This is a genomic window from Methanolobus profundi (assembly GCF_900114835.1).
GTDB lineage: Archaea > Halobacteriota > Methanosarcinia > Methanosarcinales > Methanosarcinaceae > Methanolobus > Methanolobus profundi.
The window spans coordinates 519369-532332 of the sequence record NZ_FOUJ01000001.1 but is presented as its reverse complement, the minus strand read 5'-3'; the positions used below and the strand labels follow the sequence as shown (position 1 = coordinate 532332).

General features: G+C 42.4%; 15 protein-coding genes. 7 read left to right on the top strand and 8 right to left on the bottom strand.

Going from position 1 to position 12964, the window contains the following annotated elements:
- Window positions 1–43: 43 nt before the first annotated feature.
- The 5 genes from BM008_RS02610 to BM008_RS15300 form a co-directional block, all read right to left on the bottom strand.
- Entirely contained in the window at window positions 44–1369 is a 1326-nt protein-coding gene (locus BM008_RS02610; RefSeq protein WP_143072247.1) for a COG1470 family protein, read from the bottom strand.
- Window positions 1344–2957, bottom strand: a complete 1614-nt coding sequence (locus BM008_RS02605; RefSeq protein ID WP_177187933.1) for a BatD family protein — start codon at window positions 2955–2957, stop codon at window positions 1344–1346. Before BM008_RS02605 ends, BM008_RS02610 begins: the two co-directional genes overlap by 26 nt.
- 39 nt (window positions 2958–2996) lie before the next feature.
- On the bottom strand, window positions 2997–3500 hold the full coding sequence (locus tag BM008_RS02600; RefSeq protein WP_091932778.1) for a hypothetical protein: 504 nt from the start codon (window positions 3498–3500) through the stop codon (window positions 2997–2999).
- Window positions 3501–3512: 12 nt separating this feature from the next.
- Window positions 3513–4256, bottom strand: coding sequence for an RAD55 family ATPase (locus BM008_RS02595; RefSeq protein WP_091932774.1), 744 nt, complete (start codon window positions 4254–4256; stop codon window positions 3513–3515).
- A gap of 169 nt (window positions 4257–4425) precedes the next feature.
- Window positions 4426–4509 carry a hypothetical protein gene (locus BM008_RS15300; RefSeq protein WP_394328911.1) on the bottom strand — a complete coding sequence of 28 codons (84 nt, stop codon included), beginning with the start codon at window positions 4507–4509 and terminating at the stop codon, window positions 4426–4428.
- On the opposite strand from BM008_RS15300, the gene BM008_RS02590 reads away from it, so the two are divergent.
- Together BM008_RS02590 and BM008_RS02585 are read left to right on the top strand one after the other, a co-directional pair.
- A complete protein-coding gene (locus tag BM008_RS02590) occupies window positions 4475–5179 on the top strand; it encodes a Nif3-like dinuclear metal center hexameric protein (RefSeq protein ID WP_394328910.1) in 705 nt (234 codons plus the stop codon). The two genes, BM008_RS15300 and BM008_RS02590, sit on opposite strands and share 35 nt — an antisense overlap.
- 14 nt (window positions 5180–5193) lie before the next feature.
- Complete coding sequence (locus tag BM008_RS02585; RefSeq protein WP_091934121.1) at window positions 5194–5376, top strand: hypothetical protein; 183 nt, start codon at window positions 5194–5196, stop codon at window positions 5374–5376.
- A 16-nt stretch (window positions 5377–5392) separates the two neighbouring features.
- Here BM008_RS02585 and BM008_RS02580 read toward each other — a convergent pair whose 3' ends face one another.
- From BM008_RS02580 to BM008_RS02570, 3 genes are all read right to left on the bottom strand, one after another.
- A complete protein-coding gene (locus tag BM008_RS02580) occupies window positions 5393–5923 on the bottom strand; it encodes a tRNA (cytidine(56)-2'-O)-methyltransferase (protein WP_091932769.1) in 531 nt (176 codons plus the stop codon).
- Window positions 5924–5928: 5 nt separating this feature from the next.
- Window positions 5929–7449, bottom strand: a complete 1521-nt coding sequence (locus BM008_RS02575) for an AMP phosphorylase (protein WP_091932766.1) — start codon at window positions 7447–7449, stop codon at window positions 5929–5931.
- 131 nt (window positions 7450–7580) lie between these two features.
- A complete protein-coding gene (locus BM008_RS02570; RefSeq protein WP_091932763.1) occupies window positions 7581–7898 on the bottom strand; it encodes a DUF4405 domain-containing protein in 318 nt (105 codons plus the stop codon).
- Window positions 7899–8302: 404 nt separating this feature from the next.
- On the opposite strand from BM008_RS02570, the gene BM008_RS02565 reads away from it, so the two are divergent.
- From BM008_RS02565 to BM008_RS02545, 5 genes are all read left to right on the top strand, one after another.
- Window positions 8303–8767 carry a nucleoside deaminase gene (locus BM008_RS02565; RefSeq protein ID WP_091932759.1) on the top strand — a complete coding sequence of 155 codons (465 nt, stop codon included), beginning with the start codon at window positions 8303–8305 and terminating at the stop codon, window positions 8765–8767.
- A gap of 110 nt (window positions 8768–8877) precedes the next feature.
- A complete protein-coding gene (locus BM008_RS02560; RefSeq protein ID WP_091932757.1) occupies window positions 8878–10062 on the top strand; it encodes a mechanosensitive ion channel family protein in 1185 nt (394 codons plus the stop codon).
- Window positions 10063–10098: 36 nt separating this feature from the next.
- Window positions 10099–10971, top strand: a complete 873-nt coding sequence (pheA, locus tag BM008_RS02555; protein WP_091932754.1) for a prephenate dehydratase — start codon at window positions 10099–10101, stop codon at window positions 10969–10971.
- A 44-nt stretch (window positions 10972–11015) separates the two neighbouring features.
- Window positions 11016–11909: a DUF7502 family protein gene (locus BM008_RS02550; RefSeq protein ID WP_091932751.1), complete on the top strand. Its 894-nt coding sequence runs from the start codon at window positions 11016–11018 to the stop codon at window positions 11907–11909.
- Between the two features lie 66 nt (window positions 11910–11975).
- Entirely contained in the window at window positions 11976–12947 is a 972-nt protein-coding gene (locus BM008_RS02545) for an AAA family ATPase (protein WP_091932748.1), read from the top strand.
- The last annotated feature ends 17 nt before the right edge of the window (window positions 12948–12964 follow it).

Sequence of the window (12964 nt, the reverse complement as noted above, 5' to 3'; positions counted from 1 at the left end):
ATAAATAGAATGATGATCTGTGTTTTAATTGATGCAATGAGATTCATAGTATTTTGTCTTTGGTATTGCTCAGGAATTCTGTTATCGAATTCAGGATATCATAGAGGAACTGTAATCTTCCATGGTCCTCTTCGACCTCGGTAGTAGCTGCCTCTTCAACAGGGACAGTATCATCGGATACATCGGATACATCTGATGTTTCATCATAGAGATCATCCGAGTACTCCTCTTCATACATATCTGTTATCTCTTCATTCGGGTCCCGGACCTGCAGGAGGAACTTTTTGGAATGCACTGTCCCCTCATATTCCTTTGAATCAACAAATTTTGCCTGAACTGAAGGAACAACAACATCTCCTGCCCTATCCATACGCATTGAATAGCTCAGCGAGATACTATCCTCCGCCTGAAGTACACGACTTATACCTGTATTCCCTTCTAGAAGAACAGCACCCACAGGTAACTGATCAGAAACTGTAACATGAGCTGCCCTGTCCCCTTCATTCACTATATCAATAGTTACATTCACATAGCCATTGAGATCAACAGTTCTATTGGAAAGGGATTTACTCACATTTATGTAAGGACCATGAACCTCCAGAGTGGAATTGTTCAGCATTGTAGAATGTATCCTTCCATTATGCTCGACAGATATCAAGGTCCCGGTAATATCATAAGTTCCTGGTCTTAATGCCTTAATGGAAAATTCCAGTTTCTTTTTCTCATAAGGGTCAAGGGAGACATTCCATGCTGGATCGGAATCCGGATCAAGCACAAGTTCAGTAGGAAGTTCCCTGATAACCGAAACACTGTCATAAGGATCACTTCCAAGATTTTTCATTTCAACTGAGAAATAAGCCCTTTCATCAATGTAGACCTCAGCACTATTAGAATCAGCGAACTCAAAATTAGCATCCATCCAGGATACGATCTCTGGTAAGGAACCGGTGGAATTCGATATCATCACACTTATAGTAGTATAGGGTGACGGGATATCATTGCCTGTTATTATCTCAACAGCTGTTATATTCAGCCTGTCATCAAGGACCGTATTGTTAGATATCCCACCCGTATTATTGGCAAGTATAGCTCCCCATGAATCCCCATAGACACTTTCTATTGAAAGCATCACATAGTCATTCTCAGTATCAAATGCCTTGGCTGGAGAAAAATCAGATGCAGTTATCAAATAACCACTATGGTTGATCTCATCTCCCCAATAAAGTGTATACTCCTCTGCATCAAGCCATTCAATATCTGACTGTGCACCTGCCACAATGCAGAAGCTCATGAACAGCACAGTCAGTCCTATGAACAGGAATATTCTCTGCCACATCGGGTACTTACCTGTCTCTGCGTCTGGATACAAAATAAACTGCGAAAAGTGCCATGATCATGAAGCTTGCTTCGAATCCCGGCTGGACCCTGTCATCCTCATATTCTGTCTCAGTACTTACATCACTTGTAGAACTACTACTCTGTTGATCAGAAGTACTGGAACTGCTGCTGCTACTTGATGATGAACTTTCCTCTGCCACTGCGTTAGGATCTACCACTGTTATCACAGGAGTGTTCGATATCTTTTCACCCTTATAAGCTTCCATATCTATGAAGGTAGCAGTCGTTTCAGGAAGCTTCAGTTCTCCTGCATCATCGATCTGTATCTTGTATGAGTATGAATATGATTTCCCATCTGCAGCCACATCATCAAAGGTCAGATCACCGCTGATAAAAGTGACACCATCAGGTATAGTCTCAGTTGTTTCAACGCTGGCGTCCCTGTTACCCTGATTCTTAACAGTGACCTTTACAGTCACCTCATCACCCATATTGATAGTTTCCGGACTTACTGTTTTAGTGATAACAATATCAGGACCGTTTATCTGTATAGTTGGCTTATCGGCCGTAAAAGTATATGTTTCTCCATCAGGAGCAGTAAAAGTAGCAGTTGCTGCAGGAATCGTGAACTTGCCGGTCTTTGTTGGCTTCAGAGTATACTCGAATATCTTGGCCTTAGTTTCCTTTGAATTAAAGGAAAGTGTCACTTCGTTATCCTGACTATCCTGCATCTCAAGATCGCCTGTAACTGTATTACTGACCTTTACAGAACTTAGACTATAGATACCATTGTTCCATATACTGACAGAAACATGGGCCGTTTCATCCATGTATATCTCTTCAGTAACTGTCTTGGTGATCATAAGTTCAACGACAGGTTCTATTGTAATGGTCTTTGTTTCAGTATCCTCAAGGATCTCACCATTGATATCCTCGGACAGTGTTGTTATTGTAAGATCAACATCTGTCTCTTCCCAGTAATGAGGGATCTCAAACTTAACATCTATGGTATCAAGCACTTCATCTTCATCTACAGAAACATAATTGTATTTCAGTTTCCCGTCTGCAAGCTCCATTCCATCGGCATCGATGATCACATCCATATCGAATGCCTTGGCATCGCCTTCATTCTGGATATCAATGGTAGCTTCTATGTATTGATATGCAACCGTTCTTGGATCATACTCATCATCCTCGGTCTCGATGGTGATGTCCATTTCAGGTATACCCCTTTCATATACTTCCACTACGGCAGTTGGATCTTCCATATTGCCTGTCCATTCATCGATGTTCAGGTCCATAGATTTTATAAATATACGTATATCATCGCCATATTCTGTATCACGGAACTCAAAGCCATTCCCTGACTGAACAGGAGACTTATCCTCAAGAACTCCATTTCGATAGATACCTATGCTGACAAAGCCTCCTTCATCAAAGTCCTCTGCCTTTATAGTGTAATCATCCAACTTGAGGGTACCACCCCAATGAAGGGTACCACTTGTCGCTTTACTATCACTCCACTCGATATCATCCAAATCATATGCAGATGCAGAAGTACTGAAGATAAGAATGACAAAGACGATGCATAACAGATAAAAGAGATTTTTTTTGAACATAGACATCACAGACATACTTAGTTATATTATTAATAGATATTAGCTCTTAGGAAAGAGAGGTTTAAATCCCTGTAACTGGGATGGTCGATCAATTGCCTTTATCCTGGATGTTGCATCCGGAAGGTTCATCAAAGAAGGACGCTGGATCATACCGGCAGAGTGTTCATTGCTAAGGAAGTTACCATATCCAGATTCAATGAGCCTTTCCTTATCTCCAGATAATGCAAGTGCTCCATACTCACCTTTAGCCTGATTTCGCTCTTTTTCAGCCTCTTTTTTCGAGAGACCGGCATGCATATCCCTTTCTTTTGCCTTTAACCCTTCTTCCTTACCTTTTGTATATTTCTCCTTGACAAGTGTTCCAAATCCAGCCTCTTTAGCAAGATCCTCCAGCATAGAATATCTTTCACTTACCCAACCAAGTTCTGAATGCTTATGGTAGCCTACCTCGAAGCCAAGATCATAGGCATTCTTTGTAAGCTCAGCAACCTCGGCATCGGTAAGCTGGGTCTTCTCTTCCTTTTTTGTGAAAAATCTTACCATTGATGAACACCGTCATTCAAGGAAGCCACTGACAACAAGTCCCTGTTCACTAAAACCTACTTCACGCATGTTACAATCATGTTTTGTACCCCTCATTTTGATAACCTGCAATGCGCGGGTCATGGTCTTATCATAGAGGAAATTATGCATGAAGATCACGCCATGCGCAGCGAATTGTTCAGTGGAGTAAGCACTTGGATCGGTCATCTCTGATATCAATATAGTAGTGCATCCTAGCTTCTTGAGGTTCCTTATAAAACGACTCATCTCCTTTTCCTGAAGGGAGAGATCTCTTGTAGTGAACCTTATTGCAGATACTGAATCGATGACCAGCCTTTTGACATTGTATTCCGCAACGTAGGCAGCAATTTCCCGAAATACCATTGAAGGAGAAGGGGCCTCGCGTTCAGGTGCAGATGTAGCTACCTCATAATCGGGAGTTATGTACTCGCTCATCTCATCCATGTACCCGTATTCCATTCTGGGACCAAGGTCTGCAAAAAGCAGTTTTTTCATCTTGATGAGAGTGAGTACGTTCATCGAGTAATTGGACATGTCATCGATGATATTCTGCGGACTTTCAAGTAAGGTCACATAAAGTCCAACTTCACCAAGAGCCGCACCATGGGCCAGATACTGGACACAGAATGTTGTTTTGCCGCTGCCTGGCGGACCACTTACCAGATATACACGCTCTGCAAGCAGACCTCCCTGAACCAGTTCGTCAAAACCTTCTATACCTGTCTTTATCCTCATGACCTATCCTCGACTATTTAATAATACCGTCTATAATATAATAATCATTTATAATTATACTGTGCACCTATTTGAATGCTTCGATTGTATACACATAAATAAAATAATAGTCAGTTAATAAATATGCGTCGCGAGAGTATGTTCCCGACAGATTCAAATCGGTTAGAATTTATCCATTTTTTATGCATTTGAAAGACGTCATCCCGGTCCTTGAAGAGATAGCACCTCCCGAGCTTGCAGAAGAATTCGATATTGGAAGGATAGGCCTTACACTTGATCTTCAGAATGATGTCAAAAAGATAGCTGTGGCACTTGACCCAACTGAATATGTATTGAACAGAGCTGCTATGATAGATGCAGACCTTCTTATAACTCATCACACACTTATTTTCCATTCGATCAATTGCATCGACAGGAAACTGGCAGACAGCCTGAAGATAGCACTTGACAATGATATCTCATTGTACTCCATGCACACTAACTTCGATAAGGCAAAAGGAGGGATCAACGATGCCCTTGCCAACAGATTAGGATTGTCAGATATACAGGAAACACCTATCGGAAGGATAGGGAAGATAAGTCCGTGTTCTAAAGATACATTTGTCAATCATGTCTCAAAAAGCCTGAACACACACATACAATACACAGGGAATAAAGAAGAGATAAGCACTGTAATGGTATTCGGAGGAAGCGGTTTCAGGTCAGAGTACATTGAAACAGCAAGAGAATATGGAGCAGATGCCTACATCTCATCAGAAATAAAACATGATATAATACGTTCCTATAGTGATATGTTGCTGGTGGATGCAACGCACTATGCTACAGAGAATCCAGGAATGGAAGAACTGTGTCCTGTACTTGCTGAAAAGCTTAAGCTTGATGTTGAATTCATCGACCATGACCCACTCATAAGAACTCTTTGATAGAACTGATCAGTATGCCAGCAGAAAAAGAAGAACATAACAAGCTAAGCGATGAAGAGATCGATGAGGATGAGCTTGAGGAATTGTTCGAAAAGCATCTGAAGAGAAGAGAGGATCCAAAACATCGTGGTTATGGTGACTATGAAAGAAGAAGGATATACAGGGGACCCTCGGTGAAAAGGGACCCTGAAGAATAATATTTTAAACTGACCTTTACCTGTTATCAATGACCTTCTTGCCACATTTCTCAGGAACTATTGTCAATTCCCCGCCTTCGAACTCATCGCGAAGATGGTCGGTCTCAGCTATCCTGTCAAGCGTTACTGCAACAGCAGCAACCTCTGAATGTGGCTGATTACCTACTGCAACATTCCAGTCGGCCATCTCATAGATCTCAAAAGGCACTTTCTCAGCACCTACGACAACCATGAGCTTCTCGCATTCCTTTATTTCAGGGACAGCATCAGGGAGGTTGATGCCATACATTGACAGATGGCAGACCTTTCCACCAGCATCTTTCCACTTATTTATCTCTGCTTTCCAGCTGACGTTATTCTCAACATAGAAATTGCCTCCCCATCTCGTTGAAACGTCGGCTATGTTGTCAGCAAGTTTCTGGTCCTCCGATGCAAGGAGCATACCCTTTGCACCAAAGGCCCTGGCGGTCAGACCCACATGAGTGGTTATCCTCTTATCCCTCTGAGGACGATGACCAAGTCTTAGAATTACTATCTCTTTTGGCATATCGATCAGACTTCGGTTATGTCAGCTACCTTCTCAAGAAGCATACCTTCCACGACTATTGGTATATCTTCCCTTGCATTCTTGATAGCTTCTGCAAGCTTTTCTTCCTTCTCAGCATAGATGGTCAGGACAGGTTTACCTTCTTCAACGGATTCACCACGCTTTTTGTGTATCCTGACACCTGCACCCTTATCATTTGGTGCACCTGCAAGCCTTGCGATCTGCACGATACGTTTGTTGTGGAACTCAAGAATATAACCATTGGTCGGTGCAGTAAGTTCTGCTGTGAACTGACCCACTGGAATGTCCTTATGGGTCACATTGGGATTGCCACCCTGTATCTCTATGATCTCCTTGAACTTTGCCAGAGCCTTGCCGTTCTTCAATGTTTCAAGGGCAAGTTCACGTCCCTGTCCTTTTGCAGCCGCTCCGCCCATCTCAAGCAGCATACCAGCAAGGACAGCACTCTTCTCAATAAGACTGTTAGGGCCTTCCATTGTTTCAAGGACCTTAAGAGCCTCTATGACCTCAAGTGCAGGACCAACTGTCCTTCCTACCGGAGATGCACCATAGGTAAGAGCACAATCCACATCCATTCCAAGGCGTTCTCCAAGACTTATGAGATCCCTGGCGAGTTTTCTTGCGGACTTTACATCCGGTAATTTCGTACCTGCGCCTGTAGGAAGGTCCATTACAACCTTCTGGGCACCTACAGCACCCTTTTTAGCAAGAATGGATGCCAACAACTGGCAGTGAGGGTCGATAGAAAGAGGATACTCTATCCTTATTAGCTTATCATCAGCAGGTGCGATATTCGTTGCACCTCCCCATACTATTACTCCACCGACCTTCTCGGTCATCTCTTTTATCTGCTTAGCTGTGAATTCCACAGGAGCAAGGATCTCCATGAGATCTGCGGTACCTCCTGCACCGGTTATAGCACGGGAACTTGTCTTAGGGATGAGAAGACCATTGGCTGCGACGATAGGAACAATAAGAAGTGAGATCTTGTTACCAGGAACACCACCGATCGAATGCTTGTCCATGATAGGTGAGGTGCTGAACTCTATACGTTCACCGGTCTCGATCATTGCCTTGGTGAGCCATTCGGTCTCATCTTCGGTCATGTCTTTAATATAAGTAGCAGTGAGGAAAGCAGCAAGTTCGATGTCATTGAGATTCTCCTCAACTATGTCCTTCACAAGCTCATATACCTCATCCCTCTCCAGCTTATGACCATCCATCACTTTCCTGATGATTCGGGCAGACTTCGGTTTATCTGCAGGCTCGACCTCCACAGTCTCGGTCCATTCCTTCTGAAGCTGTTCCTGAACTTCATGATACAGTCCTACCATTCCCGGAGCTATCATATCCTCTGTAAAATCAACAATCGCCGTGAGGATGGTGTGATCCTTTATCCTGACCCTGTCTCCTTCATTCACTCCAAGTTCCTTGGCATCGATGGTATTCAGAACCACTTTGTATTTGCCGACCTTGATATCAATAGGCTGTACTTTTAGCTGCATTGTTCTACCTCTATATTATACAGAAAAACGCACTAAGGGATAAATAGCTTTATGGTACCCTGAAAAATAGAATTAGGATGTCTGGAAGACCAGACATCGACCTGAATACATTAAAAGGTTAATTGGTAAATTTAGTCTTCAACCGGAGTTGCTACTTCACATTGTACAAATGATCCGTTCTTACTGGTTGCAGATGAAACGCTCTTACCTGTAAGGAAGTTCTTTGTTGTGCATGCCATCCACTTCCAGTGCAATACTACATGTATAAGTGAGAAAGCAACCATCAGGATACCTATCTGTTCATGCATGTGGAGTAACTCCCTGCTGTCAAATCCAAGGAAACTTGTTCCATGGCTTCCATACATCAGGACAACTCCTGTAACGCTTACTATGACAGACTGTGCCAATAGTGGGAGGTCCACTATATAATTGAGTGTATTTTTCTTCATTTTTCCAACTCCTTTTTTTATGCTATTTCTTTTCTGTTTCCTGTAATTGCGGATATTGATCAGTTTATGATATGAATAAAAGTGAGATCACATGTTGGTGTACGACATGTATGGTGGTACGGTGATGATGGTTTGTGGTGGTAACGTTGGTTGGTGGTATCGTCCATGTGATCTTCACACTTCCCAGATTCGAAACTGCAAATATAAAGATACTTACAATTAAAAAGTGATAATAAAGCTTTAATTATGAATACAAGTTGTTCAAAGTTTTAAAATCACATCAAAAGCTCATAATTTGATCTGTAGACGTATAAAGCAGAGATAAAGCTTCATATCCTGCATATGTGCCATTTTCAATGAATGATACCACTGCACTTAAAAACAAATAGACAATGATATTGTCCATGAACAACTTCATGGAAATGGCTATCGATGAAGCACGCAAGGGAATGAGGCATAACCACGGAGGACCTTTCGGAGCAATTGTGGTGAAAGATGGGAAGATACTATCAAGAACACACAATGAAGTACTGAGAACCAACGACCCGACAGCCCATGCAGAGATACTTGCCATCAGGGAAGCATCTGCTACTCTGGAGAGGTTCGACCTTTCAGATTGTGTTATCTACACAAGCTCACAGCCATGTCCAATGTGCCTTGCAGCCATCTACTGGGCACGCATCAGGACCGTGTATTATGGATCTGACAAAGATGATGTGGCAGATATTGGTTTTGATGACAGTCTGTTTTACAGATATATCCGTGGAGAAGAAAAGGAAGTGGAACTTGAGCTGATCAATACGGACAGGGAAAAATGTCTCGAACTTCTCAGGGAATGGTCTGAGAAGAGTGACAAACAGATGTACTGATCAGATAATTATCAGTCTTTGCTCAGAGAGATCACATCTGATCCACATTATATATATTATGAGATTATCATTATTTAGTAAGTATCCGGGAAGATAACAGGAGAGAAGACATGGACATAGAGCTATTCATACCAAGCATGATATCATTGGTGATCACTCTCTTGCTGGTGCTTTTATTTGATTTCCTGTTCAGGAAGAGGAACCTTTTTGCAAGAGAGAGAATAATACAGCAGTTAATCTTCGTTGCTATTTTCGTTATAGGAATACTTTTTATTGTCTTCACCCTGCCTATCGATGTTGAAGATAAGAACCTTGTACTCACTTTTGTCAGTATAGTTATCGGTGCTATTATCGCATTCTCATCCACAACTTTTGTGGCAAATGCAATGGCAGGGATCATGCTTCGTCTGATACATCCTTTCAAGGTTGGGGATTTTATTAAGACGGATAGTACCTTTGGAAGGGTCACTGAGATATATTTCCTGCACACGCAGATACAGTCCGTTGACAGGGACCTTATTACAATACCTAACCTGACGCTTGTATCAAAACCCCTCAAGACCATCAGGTCATCAGGGACCATCATAACTACAAGCGTTTCTCTGGGTTACAATGTATCCCGCAAGGATATCGAGAAAAGTTTACTACAGGCAGCAGAAAAAGCAGGCTTAGAGAATCCTTTTGTTCACGTTGAAAAGCTCGGGGATTTCTCCATTAGTTACAAGGTCGGAGGCTTGCTCAAAGACATAGAAGGTATCATAACGGCACGTTCTGACTTCAAGAAGAAGGTCATTGATTCACTTCATGATTCCGATATAGAGATAGTCTCGCCGACATATATGAACCAGAGAGTGTTCAGCGAGGACTACGTATGCATGCCACCAAAGGATATATTCGAGGACAAGGACAGGAAGGAACCTGAACCGGAGGTAAAGACCGAGGAGATAATATTCGATAAAGCGATCATGGCACAGATGCTTGACAGGATATACAAGACGTCAGACTCACTCTCATCACGCAGGAAGACCATGGAAGAAAATATCAAGAGCATAGTCGATGAGAGCAAACGTAATGAGCTCAAAGAACAACTTGCCATCCTGGCTCTCAAAGAAGATGAGATCAAACCCGAGATACAGGAGCTGAAGAACCTTCCTGATATCACATCCCTTCCTGATGAAAAGGATGATGTTTATATCAAAACACTGCTCGATGCTGAGAAGAATATTACACTATTGAACAACAGGCATAGTGATATTGAGAAAAAGATAGAGAAAGCACTTGAAGTCCAGGGATGAAAAGATTTTTTTAATTTACAGTTATTGGGGAACAGAATGATAATTGGTGTACTTGGCCCTAAAGGAACCTATACTGAGAAAGCTGCAAGGCAATGGATAGAAAAGAAGGAACTGGAGAATGAGGCAGTTCTTGAATATTGTGCAGACATACAGGATGTCTTCTTCCTGCTGGAAGATGGGGGATGCGACATCGGTGTGGTCCCTATGGAGAATTCTATCGAGGGATCGGTAGGGGTCACCATGGATATGCTGATGGAAGGAGAAGCACATATTATAGGAGAGACCGTTGTCACAATTGAACATTGTCTGCTTTCCAGAGGAAAGAAAGAGGACATAAAGATCATACTTTCTCATCCACAGGGTATCGGTCAGTGTCGCCATTCCCTGAAGGAACATTTCCCGGATGCTGAGCTCAGGACAACTGGAAGCACATCCCATGCAGCGAAGCTTTCCACCGAATTCGAGGAGATGGCTGCTATTGCTTCACCTGATACTGCAGAGGTTTATGGTCTTAATATTGTAATGCCTGATATACAGGACCGCAAGCATAACCACACTCGGTTTGTTGTTATCACAAAGCTCGATGATGACGAACTTAAAGACAAACTAAAAAGTGATGATCCGGATATTGCCTATAAGACCTCTATTATAGTATATCTCGACCGTGACCGTCCCGGTGCACTTTATTCCATACTGGGCGAGTTCGCAAAGAGCAATATCAATCTTACAAGAATAGAATCAAGACCTTCGAAGAAGGTACTTGGGGATTATGTGTTCTACATCGACTTCGAAGGAAATATAAGCGATGCAATTATAAAAGATGCTATATATAATATTGAGCCGCAAGTCGGGATGTTAAAAATGCTGGGTTCATACCCTGAATTCGACTCCCATTGTGAGTCGAATTAGAAGCTTTGGAAAATACCTTAAAGAATAGTACAAGCGGTGCCACCATGGATGTAAGGGATTTCGTAAAAAAACAGGAAGCAGCACTTAAGCGTTACCGCAGGATCTACAAACTTCTCGATCTTGTAGGAACGGCTATCATTCTGTATCTGTTGTTGTTCTATATCGGTGTGGACCAGATATTCCAGTACCTGAGCAATTTTGAGGTAAAGGCAGGTACATCATATGACATACTGGGAATGAACATTGCTTTTGAGACCGTTGCACTGACACTTATCGCATCTTTTGTATCTATAATAATAACATTCCTGAGACACTTACGTGATGACAGGAAAAGAGCATTGTTCCTTATTGAGGAAAAATATCCGGAACTGCATGAAAAGCTCAGAACAGCTTATGATAATGCTACCACTGAGAACCTGATAGTCAGTGACCTGCTCGACTCAGTGTCCCTTAAAGTAAAACAGGTTGCTTCATCTGCACTTCTTGTTAAAGGAAAAGTTATTTTCGGACTTATTATCATACTTGTTTCCAGCGCAACGCTGGTCTATGTTGTTGATAATGATGTCCGCACCACTGGATTCACTCCTGATGATCTTGCAGATGTTATCAATGACCTTGCCGGCAATGATAATGAAAATCCGGATGACTTCGTTGTATTGGATGATGAAGAGAACGAAGCAGGAAATACAGGTACAGAGAACCTGACAGGTGAAACGGCGATCATTGTGGTCGAAGGGACCGAAGTGGACCTGACACTTCCGGCCGGAAGCGGGATCGGATTCAGTAACCAGGAAGATGCCGAAGAAGAGGATACGGATTTTGAACGATCCTCAGCTTATGAGATAAGTATAATCTCATCACAATCATATTACGAAGAATTGCCTGAAGGCTATGAAAGCGTGATCAAGTCCTATTTCGAGGAAATGGCTAACAACTAGATCATGAAAATATATAATTCACATTCATCAATTACATTCACAGGACAAAGATAAAGGAGATAATAGATGGCTAGCGACCTTAATTCAAGAGACCTGTCCCAAACATACAAAATGGCTGGCGATATGTTCGCATCACTTTTCAATGAGATCGGAAAAGTAGTAGTCGGCCAGAAAGATTCAGTGGAACAGATAATCATTTCGATACTCTGTAACGGACATGCACTGGTAGAAAGTAACCCTGGTCTTGGAAAGACACTTACAATATCCACCATATCAAAATCAATGGACCTGAACTTCAGCAGGATACAGTGTACACCTGACCTTATGCCTGCAGATATCACAGGAACACATATAATAGAGGAAAGTAACGGACATAAGGAGTTCAAGTTCGAGCCGGGACCAATATTTGCCAACATAGTACTTGCTGATGAGATAAACCGTGCTTCACCAAAGACACAGTCAGCATTACTTGAAGCTATGCAGGAGAAACAGATCACTGTCGGTAACGACACTTTCATCCTTGAACAGCCGTTCTTCATCCTTGCAACCCAGAACCCGATCGAGATGGAAGGAACATTCCCACTCCCTGAGGCACAGCTTGACAGGTTCCTGCTCAAGATCCTGGTAGACTACCCTAGCTATGAGGACGAGATCGAGATCGTTAACCGTTATACTAAGTCCATAATGCCTACAGTCGGCAAGGTGGTCAATAAGAATACACTACTTGACCTTCAGAGACTTACAAGGGACGTACCTGTTGCCGATGACATAAGGAACAGGGCAATACAGATAGTCATGTCAACACGTATCAAGAGCGAATACATCGAATACGGTGCATCTCCAAGAGCTTCTATCGGACTTATTCTTGCAGCAAAGGCACGTGCATTGATACAGGGACGTAATTTTGTCAGTGCAGAAGATATCGATGCAATGGCATATCCGGTGCTCAGGCACAGGGTCGTGCTTACCTTCGAAGCAGAAAGAAGGGGAGCAAGCACCGACCAGGTAATTAAGAGCATACTTGAGAAGATAAAATAAATTGGCATATTTGCCAG